The sequence below is a fragment of the Polymorphobacter megasporae genome (assembly GCF_018982885.2).
GTDB lineage: Bacteria > Pseudomonadota > Alphaproteobacteria > Sphingomonadales > Sphingomonadaceae > Polymorphobacter_B > Polymorphobacter_B megasporae.
On record NZ_CP081848.1, the window covers coordinates 1,460,372 to 1,479,902 of the forward strand.

19 protein-coding genes are annotated in these 19,531 nt (G+C 67.4%); 9 read left to right on the forward strand and 10 right to left on the reverse strand.

Annotated features, from left to right (window positions below):
• Position 1: 1 nt before the first annotated feature.
• Entirely contained in the window at positions 2–451 is a 450-nt protein-coding gene (locus tag KTC28_RS06885; RefSeq protein WP_216708226.1) for a cupin domain-containing protein, read from the reverse strand.
• Positions 452–513: 62 nt separating this feature from the next.
• Here KTC28_RS06885 and dapE point away from each other — a divergent pair, with 62 nt between their 5' ends.
• A complete protein-coding gene (gene dapE / locus KTC28_RS06890; RefSeq protein ID WP_216708227.1) occupies positions 514–1,638 on the forward strand; it encodes a succinyl-diaminopimelate desuccinylase in 1,125 nt (374 codons plus the stop codon).
• On the opposite strand, the gene KTC28_RS06895 is transcribed toward dapE, so the two are convergent.
• A complete protein-coding gene (locus KTC28_RS06895; protein ID WP_216708228.1) occupies positions 1,635–2,507 on the reverse strand; it encodes a DUF535 family protein in 873 nt (290 codons plus the stop codon). The genes dapE and KTC28_RS06895 overlap by 4 nt on opposite strands.
• A gap of 335 nt (positions 2,508–2,842) precedes the next feature.
• On the opposite strand from KTC28_RS06895, the gene folE reads away from it, so the two are divergent.
• Both folE and KTC28_RS06905 read left to right on the forward strand, forming a co-directional pair.
• A complete protein-coding gene (gene folE / locus KTC28_RS06900; RefSeq protein WP_216708229.1) occupies positions 2,843–3,460 on the forward strand; it encodes a GTP cyclohydrolase I FolE in 618 nt (205 codons plus the stop codon).
• Positions 3,461–3,565: 105 nt separating this feature from the next.
• Positions 3,566–4,870: a glycoside hydrolase family 1 protein gene (locus KTC28_RS06905; protein ID WP_216708230.1), complete on the forward strand. Its 1,305-nt coding sequence runs from the start codon at positions 3,566–3,568 to the stop codon at positions 4,868–4,870.
• Here the strand turns inward: KTC28_RS06905 and KTC28_RS06910 are convergent.
• Genes KTC28_RS06910 through KTC28_RS06930 form a run of 5 tightly spaced genes read right to left on the reverse strand, consistent with a single transcriptional unit; the run spans position 4,867 to position 9,585 of the window.
• Positions 4,867–6,336, reverse strand: coding sequence for a flavin-containing monooxygenase (locus tag KTC28_RS06910; protein ID WP_216708231.1), 1,470 nt, complete (start codon positions 6,334–6,336; stop codon positions 4,867–4,869). The two genes, KTC28_RS06905 and KTC28_RS06910, sit on opposite strands and share 4 nt — an antisense overlap.
• Positions 6,337–6,389: 53 nt before the next feature.
• On the reverse strand, positions 6,390–7,253 hold the full coding sequence (locus tag KTC28_RS06915; RefSeq protein WP_216708232.1) for an aldose 1-epimerase: 864 nt from the start codon (positions 7,251–7,253) through the stop codon (positions 6,390–6,392).
• Positions 7,250–8,275, reverse strand: a complete 1,026-nt coding sequence (locus tag KTC28_RS06920) for an ATP-dependent DNA ligase (protein WP_255602341.1) — start codon at positions 8,273–8,275, stop codon at positions 7,250–7,252. The genes KTC28_RS06915 and KTC28_RS06920 overlap by 4 nt, the downstream gene beginning before the upstream one ends.
• A gap of 10 nt (positions 8,276–8,285) precedes the next feature.
• Complete coding sequence (locus KTC28_RS06925; protein ID WP_255602426.1) at positions 8,286–8,684, reverse strand: cupin domain-containing protein; 399 nt, start codon at positions 8,682–8,684, stop codon at positions 8,286–8,288.
• A gap of 10 nt (positions 8,685–8,694) precedes the next feature.
• A complete protein-coding gene (locus KTC28_RS06930; protein ID WP_216708234.1) occupies positions 8,695–9,585 on the reverse strand; it encodes an SMP-30/gluconolactonase/LRE family protein in 891 nt (296 codons plus the stop codon).
• A gap of 74 nt (positions 9,586–9,659) precedes the next feature.
• On the opposite strand from KTC28_RS06930, the gene KTC28_RS06935 reads away from it, so the two are divergent.
• From KTC28_RS06935 to KTC28_RS06950, 4 genes are read left to right on the forward strand one after another with little or no spacing between them, the layout of a single operon-like run.
• Positions 9,660–11,381, forward strand: coding sequence for an IlvD/Edd family dehydratase (locus tag KTC28_RS06935; protein ID WP_216708235.1), 1,722 nt, complete (start codon positions 9,660–9,662; stop codon positions 11,379–11,381).
• Positions 11,381–12,271 carry a 2-dehydro-3-deoxygalactonokinase gene (locus KTC28_RS06940; RefSeq protein ID WP_216708236.1) on the forward strand — a complete coding sequence of 297 codons (891 nt, stop codon included), beginning with the start codon at positions 11,381–11,383 and terminating at the stop codon, positions 12,269–12,271. The genes KTC28_RS06935 and KTC28_RS06940 overlap by 1 nt, the downstream gene beginning before the upstream one ends.
• The gene (locus KTC28_RS06945) at positions 12,268–12,897 is read left to right on the forward strand and encodes a 2-dehydro-3-deoxy-6-phosphogalactonate aldolase (RefSeq protein WP_216708237.1); all 630 of its coding nucleotides are present in this window, start codon (positions 12,268–12,270) and stop codon (positions 12,895–12,897) included. The genes KTC28_RS06940 and KTC28_RS06945 overlap by 4 nt, the downstream gene beginning before the upstream one ends.
• 31 nt (positions 12,898–12,928) lie before the next feature.
• On the forward strand, positions 12,929–15,697 hold the full coding sequence (locus KTC28_RS06950; protein WP_216708238.1) for a glycoside hydrolase family 2 protein: 2,769 nt from the start codon (positions 12,929–12,931) through the stop codon (positions 15,695–15,697).
• A gap of 16 nt (positions 15,698–15,713) precedes the next feature.
• On the opposite strand, the gene KTC28_RS06955 is transcribed toward KTC28_RS06950, so the two are convergent.
• Together KTC28_RS06955 and KTC28_RS06960 are read right to left on the reverse strand one after the other, a co-directional pair.
• The gene (locus KTC28_RS06955) at positions 15,714–15,875 is read right to left on the reverse strand and encodes a hypothetical protein (protein ID WP_216708239.1); all 162 of its coding nucleotides are present in this window, start codon (positions 15,873–15,875) and stop codon (positions 15,714–15,716) included.
• Positions 15,872–16,105, reverse strand: a complete 234-nt coding sequence (locus tag KTC28_RS06960) for a hypothetical protein (RefSeq protein ID WP_216708240.1) — start codon at positions 16,103–16,105, stop codon at positions 15,872–15,874. Before KTC28_RS06960 ends, KTC28_RS06955 begins: the two co-directional genes overlap by 4 nt.
• 115 nt (positions 16,106–16,220) lie before the next feature.
• Between KTC28_RS06960 and acs the strand changes: the two genes are divergently transcribed.
• Positions 16,221–18,146 (forward strand): acetate--CoA ligase, encoded by a 1,926-nt coding sequence (gene acs / locus KTC28_RS06965; protein ID WP_216708241.1) that lies wholly within the window; start codon positions 16,221–16,223, stop codon positions 18,144–18,146.
• Between the two features lie 4 nt (positions 18,147–18,150).
• Here acs and KTC28_RS06970 read toward each other — a convergent pair whose 3' ends face one another.
• Positions 18,151–18,876 carry a hypothetical protein gene (locus KTC28_RS06970; RefSeq protein WP_216708242.1) on the reverse strand — a complete coding sequence of 242 codons (726 nt, stop codon included), beginning with the start codon at positions 18,874–18,876 and terminating at the stop codon, positions 18,151–18,153.
• Positions 18,877–18,976: 100 nt separating this feature from the next.
• Here KTC28_RS06970 and KTC28_RS06975 point away from each other — a divergent pair, with 100 nt between their 5' ends.
• Positions 18,977–19,474 carry an NUDIX hydrolase gene (locus KTC28_RS06975; RefSeq protein ID WP_226896094.1) on the forward strand — a complete coding sequence of 166 codons (498 nt, stop codon included), beginning with the start codon at positions 18,977–18,979 and terminating at the stop codon, positions 19,472–19,474.
• Positions 19,475–19,531 lie beyond the last annotated feature (57 nt).

The window sequence follows — 19,531 nt, forward strand, 5'->3', positions numbered from 1 at the left end:
ACTAACCGCCGCCGAGCGCCGAGGCGGGGACGTAACCCGTCGCCTCGCTCCAGAACATGTCGACGTCGGGGTAGGTGCATCGGTCGGTCGCGGGCCGGTCGGTGCCGACTGCGAGGAAGACCGCATCGGCGGCGCTGCGATTGACGAGGTGATGGCCGTCGGCGACGCCCTTGGCAAAGCTGGCAACGTCTCCGGGACGCATCACGGACTCGCCGGCGTCGTCGATCAGGACCGCCTCGCCCGACAGCATGACGACGAGTTCGTCCTCGTCCGAATGCCAGTGGCGCATCGACGACATTGCGCCGGGCGCGAGGGTGACAATGTTCGCCCCGAAATCGGTCAGGTCGCCGCCGATTGCCCGGTTGCGGCGCCCGGCGACGAGTTGGTCGTACGGCGGGAGGTAACCGGTGCGGCTGACTTCCGGGAGAGCGGCGAGGTCGAGTTTGGGCATGGCTCATCTAGTCGCAACCGTCGTCGCTTGAGAAGGGGGCGGACAGCGGTTAGGCGGAACGGATGATCGATGCCCTCGACCTCGCCCGCCGCCTGATCGCCTGTCCGAGCGTCACTCCGGCCGATGCGGGCGCGCAGGATGTCCTCGCCGCCGCGCTCGAGGGGATCGGCTTCACCATCCACCGGCTGACCTTCGGCGAAGCGCCCGACGGGCCGATTGCCAACTTATTCGCGACGATCGGCAGCGGCGCTCCGCACTTCGCCTTTGCCGGACATACCGACGTCGTTCCGCCCGGCAACGGCTGGACGGGCGATCCATTCGCTTCAACAGTCGATAATGGCTGGCTTGTTGGGCGCGGGGCTGCCGACATGAAAGGCGGAATCGCCGCGTTCGTCGCTGCCGCCGCGACCACGGTCGCGCGCGGCTTCGACGGCACGCTGAGCCTGATCATCACCGGCGACGAGGAAGGCCCCGCGACCTTCGGCACCGCGCCGCTGCTCGACTGGATCGAGGCGAACGGCCATGTCCCCGACCTATGCCTCGTCGGTGAGCCGACCAGCGCGGCGGTGCTCGGCGACATGGTCAAGATCGGTCGACGCGGGTCGCTAAACGCGTGGATAACCGTCGACGGCGCGCAGGGCCACGTCGCCTATCCGGCCAAGGCCGACAATCCGGTGACGCGCCTCGTCCGCATCCTTACGCGCGCCAAGGAGCGCGTGCTCGATTCCGGAAGCGACTGGTTCGACGCGTCGAACCTCGAGGTCACCGACCTCACCGTCGGAAACCCGGCGGCGAATGTCATCCCGGCACAGGCGAGCGCGCGGTTCAACATCCGCTTCAACGATCTCCACCGCGGGGCCGACCTCGAAGCATGGCTGCGGGCGCTCGTCGCCGAGGAAGCACCGTCGGCGGATGTCGTCGTGCGGATCTCGGGTGAAGCGTTCCTGACCGAGCCCGGCGCGCTGTCGGCCCTCGTCGCCGGAGCGATCGAATCGGTCAGCGGAAAAGCGGCTGTGCTCTCGACGAGCGGTGGCACTTCGGACGCACGCTTCATCCGCCGTCTGTGCCCGGTCGTCGAGTTCGGGCTTGTCGGCGCGTCGATGCACAAGGTCGACGAGGCAGTGCCGGTCGCCGACATCGCCGCGCTGACGGCGATCTACAACGAAGTGCTGATGCGCGTCTTTTAGCTGCTGAACGCCATGCAGGCCGAGCGCCTGATGCATGCGCGGAGTTCGCGTTGCCCCACGGTCCGGGCGCGCTTGGTGCGCTTGACCTCGCTCAACGGCTTTTCGGGCCTGGGGAGAGCGATCCGGTAGAAGGCGGGCGTTGCCCGCACGCCGCCGATACTCTCGAAAAAAGCGTCGTACACGTTTGCAAAGGCTTGTTCGTCGCCAGTATCGCGAGCGGGTTGGGCGCTCCCTGCAATCCCGGCGAGCGCAGGGATGCCATAGCAATTGGCAATCCCGGCCAGGACAGCGATGAAGACGATCGCCGGTGACAGGTTGCCGAGCGACCGGATTGCCGCCCGCAAACGGTTGAGATCCGCCGGCATGCCTTGGATGCGCGTCACCGCGATTATCGTCTCGGCGGGCGACCCCGCCAGCGACCCCGGCGCGAAACTGAACGAGCAGATCGAAAGGATCGCATCGTCGAGCGTGTACTTAAGCGTCAACTCGCCCTCGTTATCGGTCGGATGTGAGAACACCACGTCGACGCGGTGATGCCCGGCGTCGCTGTCGTGGCACCAAAGTCGCTTCCCCCCGTCGACGATTGCCGAAAAAGTGGCAGCCGGGACTTTCGTCGCGATGAAATCATAGTGATGGATCATCAGCGCGGCGCGCTCGTCGCTCGTCAGTCCGATCGCCAGATGAAAAGGGTTCAGATATTTTCGCGCGAGCTGAGGCTGCCGCGCGCGGATCGCCGCGAAGATTGGCCGTCCGACCGCCTCGCGGACCGCGCGATGCCGGCCGCGATTTGCCAGCAGGGTGCCGAGACGCGCTGCCAGTCCGGCGAGCTTCGCGCCTTCGGCGACAAAAGCAGTCGGCTGGATGCGCATCGAGATCAAGCCGTCACTTGCAGAATAATCACCAGACCCGTGTAATAACCCCCGAAGCCGAAGGAAATACCGGGGCAAGTCGCATTGTCAAGCTGGACGCCTAGACACAAATAATGTTCCGCTTGCCAAACGACTTTGGTCATTTGATTAACTATAGTGCTCAATGCTGATGCAGACGCCACATTTAGGACGATGTTTTTGGCGTGCTGACTACGATAATCGCCGATAGGCGGACGCAGGCCGTCATCGCTACTTTGCAGCCAGCAGAGGTGACGCATGGGTTGCGGCGGGCGGCCCGCGACGCCATTTCGGAGCGGTATAAATCCGGGGCTCCCATGCAGCACGACGACGATACCGACCTTTCGCCCGAACTCGCCAGCGTTGCGCCGATCCCGCAGGAACGCGTCGAGGCGGCGATCCGCGACTTGATCCGCTGGGCAGGGGATGACCCCGATCGCGAAGGGCTGCTCGACACGCCGGGCCGGGTGGCGCGCGCGTATCGCGAATATTTCCGCGGCTATCTCGAGGATCCCGGTGTCCACCTTGCCCGCACCTTCGGCGAGGTCGGCGGGTATGACGACATCGTCCTCCTCCGCGATATCCCGTTCCAGTCGCACTGCGAACACCACATGGCCCCGATCATCGGCAAAGCGCACATCGCCTATCTGCCGCGCAACCGCGTCGTCGGCATCTCGAAGCTGGCGCGCGTCCTCCACGGCTATGCGCGGCGGCTCCAGGTCCAGGAGCGTCTCACTGCCGAGGTCGCTGACTGCATTCAGAAGCAACTCGATCCGATCGGCGTCGCCGTCGTCATCGAGGCGACACACAGCTGCATGAGCGCGCGCGGTGTGATGACGACGGGGGTGACGATGACCACCAGCCGGATGATGGGCGTCTTCCGCGACGACGACCGGTCGCGGAAAGAAGTTCTCGCGCTAATGGGCAAGGGATAGCGGCCGTCCCGGCTCTATCCTGTGATCGGACTTGTGCGCGGCAGCCGATTCGCTGACTAGGAACGATCTATCAGTCTCGCCTCCTGAGCGAAGGACCACGACCCGATGACGATGTTCATGTTTGCCACCGGCATCGAGAATTCCTACCCGATGGTCGGTGGCAAGCGGGTCGACGAGATGGCGAAGTGCCGTCACTACGATCACTGGCAGGCCGATTTCGACGCGGTCGAGGACCTCGGTATCGGTTATCTGCGCTACGGGCCGCCGATCCACACGACATGGCTCGGCGACGGCAAGTACGACTGGAGCTTCACCGACACGGTGTTCGGCGACCTGCTGCGGCGCGACATCACGCCGATCGTCGACCTTTGCCATTTCGGCGTGCCCGACTGGCTCGGCAACTTCCAGAACCCCGATTTCCCGGTACTGTTCGCGCGATACGCTGGCGACTTTGCCGCGCGCTTCCCGTGGGTCCAGCTCTACACGCCGGTCAACGAGATGTTCATCTGCGCGCTGTTCTCGGCGAAATACGGCTGGTGGAACGAGGCGCTGTCGAGCGACCTCGGTTTCGTCACCGCGCTGAAGCACATCGTTCGCGGCAACGTGCTGGCGATGCAGGCGATCCTCGACGCACGCCCCGACGCGATCTTCATCCAGTCGGAGAGCTCGGAATATTACCACGCCGACAACCCCGCCGCGATCGGCCCCGCCGAGGTGCTCAACTCGCTGCGCTTCCTCAGCCTCGACCTCAACTTCGGGCGGCGGACGGGATCGGAAATGTACCAGTATCTCCTCGATAACGGGATGAGCCGCGACGAGTACGACTGGTTCATGAACGTCCGGCTCAAGCAGCACTGCATCATGGGCAACGACTATTACTTGACGAACGAGCATCGCGTCGCCGCCGACGGCAGCAGCCGAGCGTCGGGCGAGGTGTTCGGCTACGATGGGATCACGTGGCAGTATTTCCAGCGCTACCGCCTGCCGACGATGCACACCGAGACCAACCTCGCCGACTACGGCGACGGGCAAGCGTCGGTCGACTGGCTGTGGAAGCAGTGGGCGAGCGTCCTCAAGGTGCGCAACGACGGTATCCCGATGGTCGGCTTCACCTGGTATTCGCTGACCGACCAGGTCGACTGGGACACCGCGCTCCGCGAGGACAATGGCAGGGTCAACCCGCTCGGGCTCTATGACCTCGACCGCAAGATTCGCCCCGTCGGCGCGGCGTACAAGCAACTGATCAAGGACTGGGCGCTCGTCCTGCCGACGCAGAGCGTGTGCATGGTCGTGCCGCTGGTCAAGCCGAGCGAGTATAACGATCCGTGGGCGCAACGCCGCCGCGAGGACGCCGCCGCGGTGCGCCGCGCCAAGCACGCCAACCTGACGCAGCTCGAAACGAACAGCTAGGCGGCCTCGCGTAGCTTCGCTGGGGCGGTGAACTCCATCGTCCCGTCGGCAACCTTGCCGTAGCGCAGCGCGAGCAGGTCGCGGACGTAGTTCTGGTGGACTTTCCACGGCACTGCAGTCCCCTGCTTGGGGAACTTGTCCATCGACCGCGTGACATAGCCCGACGAGAAGTCGAGGAACGGCGTCTCGCCGCTCGCCCCCGCGTCGCGGCGGGGCGTGGCGATGCGCGTGCCGGTGCGGTCCATGTGCTTGAGCAGACGGCAGACGTACTCGCTCGTCAGGTCGGCCTTGAGCGTCCACGAGGCGTTGGTGTAGCCGAATGCGCTCGCGAGATTGGGGACGTCGGAATACATCATCCCCTTGTAATTGAACGATTTCGCGAAATCGACCGGCGCACTGTCGACTGACACTGCCATCTTGCCGAGCAGCGACAGATTGAGCCCCGTTGCGGTGACGATGACATCGGCGGGCAACTCGGCCCCCGACTTGAGGACGATGCCGTCGCGGGTGAAATGGTCGATGTGATCGGTGACGACCGATGCGCTGCCGCCCTTGATCGCGTCGAACAGGTCGGCGTCGGGGACGAGGCACAGCCGCTGGTCCCACGGATTGTACGCCGGGGTGAAGTGCTTTGCGACGTCGTAGTCGGAGCCGAGCTGGGCGCGAACGCCGTCGAGGATCAGCCCCTTCACCTTCCCCGGATTTTTCCGCGACTGGTTGAAGAACATCATGCCGAGCAGGACATTCTTCCAGCGGACGAGCGCATAAGCGAGCTTGGCGGGGAGGTTGCGCCGCAGCCGGTCGGCAATGCCGTCGACCGCCGGGCGCGCGACGACGTACGACGGCGAACGCTGGAGCATCGTCACATGCGCCGCCTTCCGCGCCATCGCGGGCACGAGGGTTACCGCCGTCGCGCCGCTGCCGATGACGACGACGCGCTTGCCGGCATAATCGAGGTCGGCGGGCCAGTGCTGCGGGTGGACGATCTGCCCGGCGAAGTCGGCGCTGCCGGCGAACTCGGGGGCGTAGCCCTGCGCGTAATCGTAATAGCCGCTGCACATGAAGAGGAAGTTGCAGGTCAATTCGACGGGCACGCCATCGCGGGTCGCGGTTACGGTCCACAAAGCGTTGGCGCTCGACCATGCGGCGCTGTCGACGTGGTGGCCGAAGCGGATGCGGCGGTCGATGCCGTGGTCGGCGGCGGTGTCGCGGACGTAGTTCAGGATCGACGGCCCGTCGGCGATCGCCTTCGCTTCGCGCCACGGGCGGAAGGAATAGCCGAGCGTGTACATGTCCGAATCGGAGCGAATGCCGGGGTAGCGGAACAGGTCCCACGTCCCGCCGATCGCGCCGCGTCCCTCGAGGATCGCATAGGTCTTGCCCGGACACAGCGTCTGCAGATGGTACGCCGCACCGATGCCCGACAGGCCCGCACCCACGATCAGAACGTCGAAATGCTCGGTCATTGCCGCGCCTCCACCCAAGTCATTGAGAGGCTAGCCGATCTTTTGCGGACTGGCTATCCGCGCAGGCGGTAGCTCGTGCCGAGTGCAAAAGTCTCGCCCGGAGCAAGCGTTGCGATCCCCGGATGCCCCGGGATGTTGAGCGCATCGGTCGGGTGGGTCACCGCCTCGATCGCCGTAATCGTGTCGCCGACCGGGGCGAAGACGACCATCCACCGCGCCGCCGGCCCTGCGACGATGTCGAGCGAGACGCCGTCGGGCCATTCGATCGTGGCGTCGCCGCCAAAACCCGCAAAGACATTGTCGGTATCGTGGTCGGCGGGATGGAGCCGGTCGGTCAGCTCGGTCGACGGGTCGGCGACGAAGGCGGTTGGCATGACGAACGCGTCGGTCTCCCACCAGCCCTCGGTCCGCGTGATCAGCCGCGTTCCCGGCGGATTGGGGAAATAAGGGTGGAGGCCGAGCCCGGCGGGCATCGGCGTCGCACCGTGGTTGGTCACTGCAATTACCCAGTCGATGCCGTTCGGCTGGATGACGAAATCCTGCGTCGCGACGAAATCCCACGGCCATTCGTCGGCGACGTGGACATAGGTCAATCGCGCAGTCGACTGGGTCACCCCGCTCGGCGCCCACGGTTTATGCCAGCCGAGGCCGTGGATACTGTGCGGCGACGGCGGAAAGTTGAGAGGGAGCTGGACGCGCCGCCCGTCCCAGTCGAAGCGGCCACGGTCGATGCGATTGCTGTACGGCACCAGCGGAAAGGCGCTCAGGCTGAGCGGATCGCGCTTGTCGACCGCCCCCGGCAACGCATCGCGCAGCACCGGCCGCCCGCGCCAGTGGAACGCGGCGATGCCGCCCCCCGCCTCGGGCGCGAGCGTCAGCAGCGTGTCGCCGCTGGTGAGGGTCAAGAGATCGGTCATGCGCGGGCGACGATGGCGGCGACTTCGGCCGGACGCAATGGCGGCGCGAGTTGCGCAATGTCGCACTGGTGCGGGGCCTTGTCGGGGCGCCAGCGGACGAAGCCGGTACCGTGGCGGAAGCGGCCCGAGGTGACCTGGTCGTACGTCACCTCGACGACGAGTTCGGGGCGCAGCGGCTGCCATTCGGCCGAGCGTTCGGTGTTCCATCGGCTCGGACCGCCGGGGGCCTTGCCGGTGAAACCCGGGGCCTCGACGAGGACTTCGAGCCGTTCGGTCAGCGCCACGCGGTCGACGTCCTTGATCCCTGAGGTAAAGCCGACGTGATCGAGTTGGCCGGCGGCGTCGTACAGCCCGAGGAGGAGCGACCCGACCTGTTTGCTGCCACTCGCGTAGCGGAAGCCGCCCACTACGCAGTCGGCGGTGCGACTGGGCTTGAGCTTGAGCATCGCGCGCTCGCCGCTGCCATAGGGATCGTCGCGGCGCTTGGCGACGATGCCGTCGAGTGCGCCGCCGCTCGTCGCGAGCCACGCCGACGCGGCGGTGGCGTCGCGGGTCATCGGGGACAGTTGCAGCATCGGATCGTCCTCGCCCGCCATCAGCGTTTCGAGCGCCTCGCGGCGGCTGCTCAGCGGCTCGGCCGTGAGGTCCTGACCGCCCGCAGCGAGGCAGTCGAAGACGATGAACTGCGCCGGGGTTTCGCGCGACAGCTTGGCGATCCGGCTCGCGGCGGGATGGAGCCGTGCCTGCAGCGCATCGAACGCCAACGCGCCGTCGATCGTGACGATCACTTCACCGTCAAGGACGAAGCGATCGGCGGCGAGACGCGCGACCAGCGCTTCGATCTCGGGGAAGAAGCGCTGGAGCGGCTTGCCCGACTTCGACATCAGCGCGACATCGCCGCCATCGCGAAAGGCGACGCAGCGGAAGCCGTCCCACTTCGGTTCGTACTGCCAGCCGTCGCCGTCGGGCAGCGCCGCGACGAGCTTCGCCTCCATCGGCGCGGTGGTGAGGGGCAGCGGCAACACGCAGCGTCTAACGCGGCTCCCACCCGGGCGGGGCCATCTCGAATCCGGCAAAATCGAAGCCGGGGACGACGACGCAGCCGACAAGCGCCCAGCCGTCGCCCGCCGTCGCTGCCTGCCATAGTCCCGCCGCGACGACGTGATGCGGGGCGTCGCCTGCCGTCGGGTCGGGGCCGAGGCGGATCACTGTTTCGGTCCGGTCGAAGGTCCGCAGCGTGAGCGGCGTCCCGGCGTGGAACAGCCAGATCTCGCTCGCATCGACGCGGTGCCAGTGGCTCGATCGCCCGGCTTCGAGGAGGAAGACGATCGACGTCCCTGCCGCGCGCTCGCCCGGCTCGGTGTCGGCGCGCCACGTCTCGCGGTACCACCCGCCCTCGGGGTGCGGCGCAAGTCCGAGCGCGGCGATCATTGCCGCTGCATCAGCCACGGTAGATCCCGCCCGGCATCCCGGTGACGCCGTGGCCGAGTATTTCGAACAGCCCCCCGGCGAGCGGCTGCGCGGCGGCGGCATCGGCGTCGAGCTCCTGCGCCGCGCTGGTGACGAACAGCCGGTCGAAGCGCGCGCCGCCGAACGCCATGCAGGTGATGTTCGACACGGGCAATTTATGCTCGGCGACGATCTCGCCCTCTGGGGACACGCGGCGGACGCACCACCCGCCCCAGAATGCCACCCACAGATGCCCTTCGGCGTCGGTCGTCATTCCGTCGGGGTTGCCCGACACGTCGCGCCAGACCTTGAACACCCGCCGGTTCGACACCTCGCCGTCGGCGGCGAGGTCGAAGGCATAGGTCGTCCGGTCGAGCGTGTCGGTGTGATACAGGATTTTGCCGTCGGGGCTGAACGCCGGGCCGTTCGAGATGCGGTAGCCAGTGTCGATGCTCGTCCAGCGACGGTCGGCGCCAAGGCGGTAGAGCACGCCCGACCGGTCGCGCTTGAGGTCGTCCATCGTTCCCGCCCAGAAATTGCCGTACGGGTCGATCTTGCCGTCGTTGAAGCGGTTCGTCGGAAAATCGGGTTCGGGATGGTCGATCACCTCGAATGCGCCGGTGTCGGGGTCGAGGAAAGCGAAGCCGAGCTTGGTCCCGGCGACGAAACCGCCGCTTGCGCGCAGGCCGATCGACCCGACCCGGCACGGAGCGGTCCAGTCGCGGCGCTCGCCGGTTGCCGGGTCGAAGCGGTGGATCGTCGATCGCTCGATGTCGACGAACCACAGCAATCCGCGCGCCGCGTCCCAGATCGGCCCCTCGCCGAGGTCGCAGTGCGCCGGCCACACGCAGCGCCAGCCGGGACCGTCGAGTGCTGTTTCCATCGTTGCTCCTTAGCGCCGAGAGACTAGATACGCTATCGCCTGGGCCGACCGTGGCCATGAACGTTGGAAACCGCATGACCGATCCCAAGCCCCTCCGCTCCGCCGCAACCTACGGCAAGCGCGACCGCGACGGCTTCATCCACCGGAGTTGGATGAAGGCGCAGGGCTTCCCCGACCATGTCTTCGACGGCAAGCCGATCATCGGCATCTGCCAGACCTTCAGCGAGTTCAACCCATGCCACAGCCACCTCCGCGACATCGCCGAGGGGGTCAAGCGCGGGGTCTGGGAGGCGGGCGGCGTCCCGCTCGAATTCCCCGCGATGTCGCTCGGCGAGACGCAGATTCGCCCGACCGCGATGCTGTTCCGCAACCTGATGAGCATGGACGTCGAGGAATCGATCCGCGGTTATGCGATGGACGGCGTCGTCCTGCTCGGCGGGTGTGACAAGAATTCGCCCGCGATGCTGATGGGCGCGGCGTCCGTCGGACTGCCGGCGATGCTCGTCAGCTCGGGGCCGATGCTCAACGGCAAGTTCCGCGGCACCGACATCGGCAGCGGCACCGACGTCTGGCGCTTCAGCGAGGAGGTCCGCGCGGGGACGATGTCGAACGCCGACTTCATGGCCGCCGAGGCCGGCATGTCGCGCTCACCCGGCACGTGCATGACGATGGGCACCGCGTCGACGCTCGCGTGCATCTTCGAGGCGATGGGGCTGTCGCTGCCGTTCAACGGGACGATCCCCGGGGTCGACGCGCGACGCAAGGCGATGGCGCACCGTACCGGCAACCGCATCGTCGAGCTCGTCCGCTCGGGCGCGACGATGGCCGATGTGCTGACGCGCGAGGCGTTCGAGAACGGGGTCAAGATGTGCGCGGCGATCGGTGGCTCGACCAACGCGGTCCTCCATTTGCTCGCGCTCGCCGGGCGCGCCGGGGTCAAGTTCGACCTCGCCGACTGGCAGCACCTCGGCGCATCGGTGCCGCTGCTCGTCGACCTGATGCCGTCGGGGCGCTTCCTGATGGAGGATTTCCATTATGCCGGCGGCGTGCCCGCAGTGGTCGCCGAACTCGGCGAGGCGCTCCATCTCGATCATGTCGGCGTGTCGGGGCTGAGCCTGCGAGATATCGCGGGGACGGCGCGCAACGATAATCCCGAGGTCATCCGCCCGCTCGACAAGCCGCTGATGGCCGAAGGCGGGCTGGTCATCCTCAAGGGCAACCTCGCCCCGCGCGGTGCGGTGATCAAGCCCGGCGCGGCGTCGCCCGAGCTTCTCCAGCATCGCGGTCGCGCGGTCGTGTTCCATTCGATCGAGGATTTCCACGCGCGCGTCGACGACCCCGATCTCGATATCGACGCGTCGTGCGTGATGGTCCTCCAGGGCTGCGGCCCGCGCGGCTATCCGGGGATGCCCGAGGTCGGCAACATGCCGCTGCCACGCAAGCTGCTCGAGGCCGGGGTCCGCGACATGGTCCGCGTGTCCGACGCGCGGATGAGCGGCACCGCGTTCGGCACCGTCGTCCTCCATTGCGCCCCCGAGGCGCATATCGGCGGGCCGCTCGCGTTGGTCCGCGACGGCGACATGATCGCGCTCGATACGGCGAATGCGTCGCTGACGCTCGAAATCAGCGACGAGGAGATGGAGGCCCGCGCGGCCGCATGGGTGCCGACGCCCCCCGCCTACGACCGCGGCTGGTACAAGTTATACATCGACCACGTCACCCAGGCCGACCAGGGCGCCGACCTCGACTTCCTGCGCGGATCGAGCGGAAGCGTCGTGACCCGCGAGTCGCACTGATGGCGGGGACCGACTTATCGAACGGCTTCGTTGCGGTCGACTGGGGCACGACCAACCGCCGGGCGTGGATGATTGACGCCGCCGGGGCCGCGAGCGCGCCGGTGACCGACGCCGAGGGCATCCTCAGCGTGACTGACTTCCCCGTAGCCGTCGCCGCACTCCGCGACCGCGCCGGGGGCCGCCCGTTGCTGATGGCGGGGATGATCGGGTCGAACCGCGGCTGGCATGAGGTGCCGTACGTCGCTGCCCCCGCCGGGCTCGCTGAAATCGCTGCGGCGGTGACATGGGTCGAACCGGGAGTCGGCATCGTGCCGGGCGTTTCGTTCATTGACGGCGACCTCCGCGCCGACATCATGCGCGGCGAGGAAGTCGCGCTGCTCGGCGCGTGCGCGGCGGCGAGCGTCGAATGCGACGGGCTCGTCTGCCACCCCGGCACGCACACCAAGTGGGTCGAGATGGAGGAGGGCCGGATCGCGCGCTTCCGCACGGTGATGACCGGCGACGTGTTTGCCGCGCTCGCGCACAAGTCGATCCTGTCCGACCTGCTCGCCTGCCCCGCCCCGGTCGACGAGGCCTTCCTCGCCGGGGTCGATCACGCGCTGGCGAATGCAGACCTGACCGCCGAACTGTTCGCGGTTCGCGCGCGCGTCATTCTCGGCAAGGCGGAGGCGGTCAACGCCGCGTCGTACGTCTCGGGATTGCTGATCGGCAACGACGTCAAGATCGGCCTCGGGCGGCTGCGCGCCGACGTCGTTCCCGTACTCGGCAGCCCCGATCTGACCGGCCGCTTCGCCGTGGCGCTGGCCCGCGCCGGCCGCGAGACGATCGAGCGCGACGGCGACACTGCCTTTGTCGCTGGAATGAACGCGATCGCGGGAGCCTTGGCATGAACCATCTCGACACCTTCCGCGCGCATTTCGCCGAATGTCCGCTGATCGCAATCATCCGCGGCGTCACGCCGGGCGAGGTCGTCGCAATCGGCGATGCGCTGGTTGCCGCAGGCATCCGTATCATCGAGATCCCGCTCAATTCGCCCGATCCGTTCACGAGCATCGAGCGGCTCGCGAAGCATCTCGGCGATGCGGCGACGGTCGGCGCGGGAACGGTCCTGTCGGCGGCGCACGTCGAAAGCGTCCACGCCGCCGGGGGGACGCTGATCGTTTCGCCCAACGCCGACACCGCGGTCATCGCCGCGACGGTCGCCGCGCGACTGGTATCGGCCCCCGGCTATTTTACCCCGAGCGAGGCGTTCGCCGCGCTCGCCGCCGGGGCGCACATCCTCAAGCTGTTCCCGGCCGAAGCCGCAACGCCGACGGTCCTCAAGGCGCAGAAGGCCGTGCTGCCGAAGGACGTTCCTGTGCTCCCGGTCGGCGGGATCACTCCCGAAAGCATGGCGGCATGGATTGACGCCGGTGCCGCGGGTTTCGGGCTTGGCGGCGGCGTGTTTCGCCCCGGCATGACCCCCGCCGACGTAAGAAATGCTGCATCGCAGTATGTCGCGGCGCTTTCACGCTAGACCCGTGATTCTCGGCTGCTAGGCTTGGGCGATGGCCACTGCACTTTCCGCCCCCGCCCTGTTGCGTGAGCGCGTCTCGCTCGACGGCGTCTGGGATTTCCGCCTCGACCGCGAGGAGACATGGCGCGCGATTCAGGTCCCTGGCGTCTGGCAGGCGCAGTTCGACGATCTGCGCGAGACGCAGGGCGTTACATGGTACCGGCGCAACTTCACCGTCCCGCGCAAATGGCAGAGTGGCGACGCCAGCCATGAAGTCGTCCTCGGCTTCGGCGCGGTCAACTATCTCGCCGAAGTCTATGTCAACGGACGCCGGGTGACGGTCCACGAAGGCGGTTATCTGTCGTTCGAAGTGACGCTCGACCGCGACGCCTTGTGGTCCGACAACAGCCTCGAAGTGAAGGTGACGCTGCCGTCGAACGACCGCGCCGAGTTTCCCGACCACCCGTTTCAGGAAATCCCGCACGGTAAGCAGAGCTGGTACGGCCCAATGGGCGGAATCTGGCAGCCGGTCTGGCTCGAACGCCGCGCGGTGGCGAATCTTGGCGCAATCATCCTCGGTGCCGATCTCGACTCCGGCGCGGTCGGGGTATCCGTCGCGGTCTCGCCTGGCGCGGCCGGTGCGGTGCTCGTCGCGACGATTGCCGGACCCGACGGCGCAGTGGTGGGGCGCACGCGGGTCGATTGCGGCGATCGGGCACTCGTCCCGTTCGGCATCACCGTCGCCGATCCGCAGGCATGGTCCCCCGACACGCCGCATCTTTACGACCTGTCGGTCGAACTCGTTACCGGCACGACGGTGCGCGACAGCGGCACGCGGCGCTTCGGCTTTCGCACGATCGCGACGAAGGACGGGCAATTCCTGCTCAACGGCAAGCCGTTCTACATGCGCTGCGCTCTCGACCAGGATTACTATCCGGAGGGGCTCTACACCGTCCCCAACCTCGCCTACCTCGAAGACCAGTTCCGCAAGGCGAAGGCGCTCGGCCTCAACACTGTCCGCTGCCACATCAAGGTCCCCGACCCATTATACTACGAAGTCTGCGACCGGCTCGGGCTGCTGGTGTGGACCGAGTTTCCCAACTTCGAACGCTTCAGCGAAAAGGCGAGTGAGCGCGCGAGGATCACCGCCGAGGGCATCATCGCGCGCGACGGCCACCACCCGTCGATTATCGCGTGGACGATCATCAACGAAGATTGGGGGACCCGGCTCACCGAGGACCCCGATCACCGCCGCTGGCTGATCGACCAATATGACTGGCTGAAGCAGCACGACCCGAGCCGCCTCGCGGTCGACAATTCGGCGTGCTTCCCCAACTTCCACGTCAAGACCGACATCGAGGACTATCACTATTACCGCGGCGTCCCCGACCGGCGCGGCGAATGGGACCATCTGACCGACCGCTTCGCCGCGCGCGAGGACTGGACCTTCAGCCCGTATGGTGATGCCGAGCGGCGCGGCGACGAGCCGTTGGTCTGCTCCGAATTCGGCGTCTGGGGGCTGCCCAACCCGCGCGACCTGCGTCGCGGCGGTACCGTCGACCCGTGGTGGTTCGAGACCGGCGCGCAATGGGGCGAGGGCGTCGCCTACCCCAAGGGGCTCGAGCAACGCTACCGCGGCTTCTTCCTCGACCGCGCCTTCGGCAGCTTCGACGCGTTCATTACCGCGACCCAATGGTATCAGTTCACCGGGCTCAAATACCAGATCGAGAAGCTCCGCAGCAGCGCGTCGATCCAGGGCTATGTCATCACCGAGCTGACCGATATCTATTGGGAAGCCAATGGGTTGATGGACATGGAGCGCAACCTTCGCGCCTTCCATCTCCCCTTCGCCGACGTCAACGCCGACATCGTCCTCGTCCCCGGCTTCCGCCGCTGGGGGTATTGGGCGGGCGAGGCAATCGATTTCACGCCCGCCGTCGCTACCGGCGGCTGCACGGTCGAGCCCGGCGCGGTCCTCGACTGGAGCCTCGAACCGCTCGGGCTATCGGGACGCGTGCCGGTCGCAGCGGCGGGGACCGGCTGCGTCACGGCGATTGCAGGGTTCGACGTCGTCCTCCCGGCGGTCGAAGCTTCGGTCGCAGTGACGCTGCAGATGATCCTGCGCGATGCCGACGGCGGGGTCCTCGCGCGCAATTACGAAGCGCTGAGCATTTATCCGCGCCTGCCCACGCCCGAGACTCCGCCGATCTGGACTGACGACGAGGGGATGCGCCACCGGCTCGTCGCGCTTGGCTACACGCTTGCCGATACCCCCGACGCGGCGCTGTCGCTTGGTCGCGCGATGGACACGCGGCTCGTCGAGGCGGTGCGGCGCGGTCATCGCGCGCTGGTCGTGGTCGAGGACGGCCCGAGCCGCTGGCTGCGGTCCGACGAGCCGCCGTCGTTGATGCCGGTGCCGTATCACATGGACCAGGCGTTCCCCGGGCTGTTCGCGCAGAACCGCGACAACACGATGTATCGCGGCGACTGGATCACCGCGTTCAGCTGGCTCCAGCGGTCGGGGCATTTCGCGGCGATCCCGGCGCACGCGACCAACGGCCCGATGTTCGACCTGTCGTTCGAGCGCATCGTGCCGCATCACGTCCTCGTCGGCATGAAGCCGTGGGAGCACGAGGCGCACGTTCCAGCCGGGCTCGTCGTCGGCTGGGGCCACCGCGCCAGCGCAGTCATTGCCGAACGCTGGTTCGGGCGCGGCAAAGCGGTGCTGACGTCGTTCCGTGTCTACGCCGATGCCCCGGGAGCCGATCCGGTGGCGACGACGCTATTCCATGCGCTGATCGCCCAAGCGCTAAGCGGTTAGAATCGAGCGGCTGGACTTATTTCGTGTCGTCGGCCTTCTTGTCGGTCGAGATCCCCGGAGCGTCGCGTTCGGTTTCGCTCCCCGACACCGTGCCCGACTGAGCGTTGGTCCCCCCGGTCGCGTGACCCGAGGTGTTTGCCGCCGCGGGGAGGTCGCGGTCTTCGTTGCTGCCGGTCACTGCGCGTCGCCGCCGTCGCCGTCGCGAGTCGCGTTCGGATTGTCGCCGCCGCGATACGCCGGGTCGGTCTGCCCGCCGGGCGAGCCCGCGCCGCCGGTCGTTTCGGTTGTTTCGGAGCGTGCGCCACCACCCGACTCGCCGCCGCCGTTTGCACCCGGCGTGCCGTCGATATCGGGCCGGGCGTCGACGTTGCCGAAGCCGAGTTCGCGATGATCCTTGTGGTCGGTCATAGTCCGTCCTCCTGCGAGGGTTAACGTCCGCCTCGCCCGCGCCGTTCCGCACTGCTAGGTTCTGCTGCAACACGCGCGGGCCGTAGCGTCCGCGTACAACGTCTTGGGGACGATGATGACCGACGAGCTTTATCCCGTGACCGCCGCTGCGGCCGCACATACCGGGATCGACACCGCGACCGCCGCCGCGATGCGCGCCGCCGCGCACGACGACCCCGACACCTATTGGCGCGGGCAGGTCGACCGCCTCGACTGGGTCAAGCCGCCGACGAAGATGGGCAATTGGAGCTTCGACCCCGTCGACATCCGCTGGTTCGAGGACGGCGTGCTCAACGCCAGCGCCAACTGCCTCGACCGCCACGACCCCGCTGTCGTCGCGATCGTGTGGGAGGCCGACGACCCCGCGACCGCGCCGCGCCGCATCACGTATGGCGAACTCCTCGCCGACACCTGCCGGATGGCGAACGTCCTGATCGGCCTCGGCGTCGACAAGGGCGACCGCGTCACGATCTATTTGCCGATGATTCCCGAGGCGGTCGTCGCAATGCTTGCGTGCGCGCGGATCGGCGCGGTCCATTCGGTCGTCTTCGCCGGCTTCTCGCCCGAGGCGATCGCCGGGCGGATCACCGATGCCGCGAGCCGCGTCGTCATCACCGCCGACGGCGGCTGGCGCGGCGGCAAGCCGCTCCCGCTCAAGGCCGCGGTCGACAAGGCCGCCGACATCGCCGGGACCGTCGAGGCGATCCTCGTCGTCCGCCATTCGAGCGCGCCGGTGACGATGCATCCCGAGCGCGACCATTGGTGGCACGACCTCAAGAACGCGGTCCCCGCGACATGCACCCCCGAACCGATGGGGGCCGAGGACCCGCTGTTCCTGCTCTACACCTCGGGGTCGACCGGCAAGCCGAAGGGCGTCCTCCACACCACCGGCGGCTATCTGCTGTGGGCGAACCTGACATTCGACATCGTCTTCGACTATCGCCCCGGAGAGGTCTTCTGGTGCACCGCCGACGTCGGCTGGGTCACCGGGCACAGCTATACCGTCTATGGCCCGCTATCGGCTGGGGCGACGGTGCTGATGTTCGAAGGCGTCCCGACCTTCCCCGACAGCGGGCGGTTCTGGGCGATCATCGCGCGGCACAAGGTCAATGTCTTCTACACCGCGCCGACGGCATTGCGCTCGCTGATGCGCGACGGCGATGCGCCCGTCGAGGCGCACGACCTGTCGTCGCTGCGGTTGCTCGGCTCGGTCGGCGAGCCGATCAATCCCGAGGCGTGGGGCTGGTATCACCGCGTCGTCGGCAAGGGCCAGCTGCCGATCGTCGACACGTGGTGGCAGACCGAGACCGGCGGCATCCTGATCTCGCCGCTTCCCGGCGCGACGCCGCTTAAGCCCGGATCGGCGACGCTGCCGCTCCCCGGGGTCGAACCCGCCTTGGTCGACGCCGAGGGCAAGTTCATCGACGGACCTGCCAGCGGCAACCTCGTCATCACCCGGAGTTGGCCCGGGCAGGCGCGCACGCTCTACGGCGACCATACCCGCTTCGCCGAGACGTACTTCAGCACCTACAAAGGGTTGTACTTCACCGGCGACGGCGCGCGCCGCGACGACGACGGCTATTATTGGATCACCGGGCGGGTCGACGACGTCATCAACGTCAGCGGCCACCGCCTCGGCACCGCCGAGGTCGAAAGCGCGCTCGTCGCCCACCCGCACGTCGCCGAGGCGGCGGTCGTCGGCTTCCCGCACGACATCAAGGGGCAGGGGCTGTACGCGTACGTCACGCTGATCGCCGGGATCGAATGTTCCGACGAATTGCTCGCCGAACTTCGCACCAGCGTCCGCACGATCATCGGCCCGATCGCCACCCCCGACCACCTGCACATCACCCCGGCACTACCGAAGACGCGGTCGGGCAAGATCATGCGCCGCATCCTGCGCAAGATCGCGGAGAACGACTTCGGCGCGCTCGGCGATACGTCGACGCTCGCCGACCCGGGGGTGGTCGACACGCTGATCGAGGGGCGGCAGAACCGCTAGGCGGTTATGGCTGCTTCTGCGGCGCGCCGACGGCAAAGGCCTGACCGCCGATGACGACCTGCGACAGCCGGTTCGAGGTCGATGCGGCGGCGGCATAGTTGCCGCGCTGGAGGTTGGCGGTGATCGCGATCTGCGCGCTGCGCAATTTGAGCAGCTCCGACGGGGCGATCAAATGCGGGCTTGCGGGAACCGGAATGCCCGGCGCGGGGGCCGACGGCTGAACTGCAGCCCCCACCGGGGCCGCCGTCAGCGCCGCGACGAGCTGGCCGTTGCTCGCGGCGAGGTTCTGCGCCGTCGCCTTGACCTGCTGAAGACTGCGCGCTTGTTCGATCAGATTGTCGGCGCTGATCTTGAGCGTTGCCCCCGATGCGACGTCGAACGGCGTGTCCTCGACGACGGCGGCACCTCCGCTTGCGTCGAGCAAGCGCATCGCAGGGGTCGGCAGGTTTTCGGTGGCGAAGCTCGGTGAGAAGGTCACCGTCATGCGGCCCGGCCCGGCGGGCGCGCCCTGCCCGATGGTAAATTGCGCGAGCGAGATCAGCAGGGCGACGAGCGCGAAGGCGGCACCGAGCGTCAGCGCGCGCATCCGGAAGGCGGCAAGCCCCGGATCGACCGGCTGCCCGCGCCAGACGAGGAGAAAGGCGAACAGGAACACCGCCATGCCGACGCCGATGCCGCCGAGTTGCGCGAGTTTGGCGACGCCGTCGATCAGGCTGGCCGGTAAATCCATCGCGCTTCCCCCGCTTAGACTTTGGCGAGCCTAGCACAGATCGGGGAACGAATCATGGGACGAGCTGCTATCCATGGTCTTCAACGACGATGGAAACACGATGGCCGACCTTCTTTGGCAGGGCAAATACCTCGAAGTCCGGCGCGACGGGACGTGGGAGTATGCCGCTCGGGTCGGCGGGATGGGCGCGGCGGTTATCCTTGCGGTGACCGACGCGCGCGAGATCGTGCTGGTCGAGCAGCTGCGCCGGGCATTGGGGAAACCGACGATCGAACTGCCCGCCGGGCTGATCGGTGACGACGGCGACTTCGACGCGGCCGCCGCCGCGGCGCGCGAGCTCGACGAGGAGACCGGGTTCACCGCAACCGGCTGGGAGCGCATCGGCGACTTCGCGACGTCGCCGGGGATGTCGTCGGAGATGTTCACGTTGTTCCGCGCAAGCGGGCTGAAGCAGACCGGCTCGGGCGGCGGTGTCGCCGGGGAGGACATTACCGTCCATGTCGTGCCGCTCGACGGGATCGGCGACTGGCTCGCAGTACAGCGGGGGCGTGGCTGCGTGATCGATTGCCGCCTGATCGCGGCGTTGGGGCTGGTCTGACGCTTGAGTACGGCGCTGTCCTACAGGTGCGCCGTCATGCTAGACTTTCCAGCGACG

What these genes read in the sequence shown, in the direction of transcription:
- KTC28_RS06885 (WP_216708226.1), bottom strand. Translation starts at nt 451, where the DNA reads ATGCCCAAACTCGACCTCGCCGCTCTCCCGGAAGTCAGCCGCACCGGT.
- dapE (WP_216708227.1), top strand. Translation starts at nt 514, where the DNA reads ATGATCGATGCCCTCGACCTCGCCCGCCGCCTGATCGCCTGTCCGAGC.
- KTC28_RS06895 (WP_216708228.1), bottom strand. Translation starts at nt 2,507, where the DNA reads ATGCGCATCCAGCCGACTGCTTTTGTCGCCGAAGGCGCGAAGCTCGCC.
- folE (WP_216708229.1), top strand. Translation starts at nt 2,843, where the DNA reads ATGCAGCACGACGACGATACCGACCTTTCGCCCGAACTCGCCAGCGTT.
- KTC28_RS06905 (WP_216708230.1), top strand. Translation starts at nt 3,566, where the DNA reads ATGACGATGTTCATGTTTGCCACCGGCATCGAGAATTCCTACCCGATG.
- KTC28_RS06910 (WP_216708231.1), bottom strand. Translation starts at nt 6,336, where the DNA reads ATGACCGAGCATTTCGACGTTCTGATCGTGGGTGCGGGCCTGTCGGGC.
- KTC28_RS06915 (WP_216708232.1), bottom strand. Translation starts at nt 7,253, where the DNA reads ATGACCGATCTCTTGACCCTCACCAGCGGCGACACGCTGCTGACGCTC.
- KTC28_RS06925 (WP_255602426.1), bottom strand. Translation starts at nt 8,684, where the DNA reads ATGATCGCCGCGCTCGGACTTGCGCCGCACCCCGAGGGCGGGTGGTAC.
- KTC28_RS06930 (WP_216708234.1), bottom strand. Translation starts at nt 9,585, where the DNA reads ATGGAAACAGCACTCGACGGTCCCGGCTGGCGCTGCGTGTGGCCGGCG.
- KTC28_RS06935 (WP_216708235.1), top strand. Translation starts at nt 9,660, where the DNA reads ATGACCGATCCCAAGCCCCTCCGCTCCGCCGCAACCTACGGCAAGCGC.
- KTC28_RS06940 (WP_216708236.1), top strand. Translation starts at nt 11,381, where the DNA reads ATGGCGGGGACCGACTTATCGAACGGCTTCGTTGCGGTCGACTGGGGC.
- KTC28_RS06945 (WP_216708237.1), top strand. Translation starts at nt 12,268, where the DNA reads ATGAACCATCTCGACACCTTCCGCGCGCATTTCGCCGAATGTCCGCTG.
- KTC28_RS06950 (WP_216708238.1), top strand. Translation starts at nt 12,929, where the DNA reads ATGGCCACTGCACTTTCCGCCCCCGCCCTGTTGCGTGAGCGCGTCTCG.
- KTC28_RS06960 (WP_216708240.1), bottom strand. Translation starts at nt 16,105, where the DNA reads ATGACCGACCACAAGGATCATCGCGAACTCGGCTTCGGCAACGTCGAC.
- acs (WP_216708241.1), top strand. Translation starts at nt 16,221, where the DNA reads ATGACCGACGAGCTTTATCCCGTGACCGCCGCTGCGGCCGCACATACC.
- KTC28_RS06970 (WP_216708242.1), bottom strand. Translation starts at nt 18,876, where the DNA reads ATGGATTTACCGGCCAGCCTGATCGACGGCGTCGCCAAACTCGCGCAA.
- KTC28_RS06975 (WP_226896094.1), top strand. Translation starts at nt 18,977, where the DNA reads ATGGCCGACCTTCTTTGGCAGGGCAAATACCTCGAAGTCCGGCGCGAC.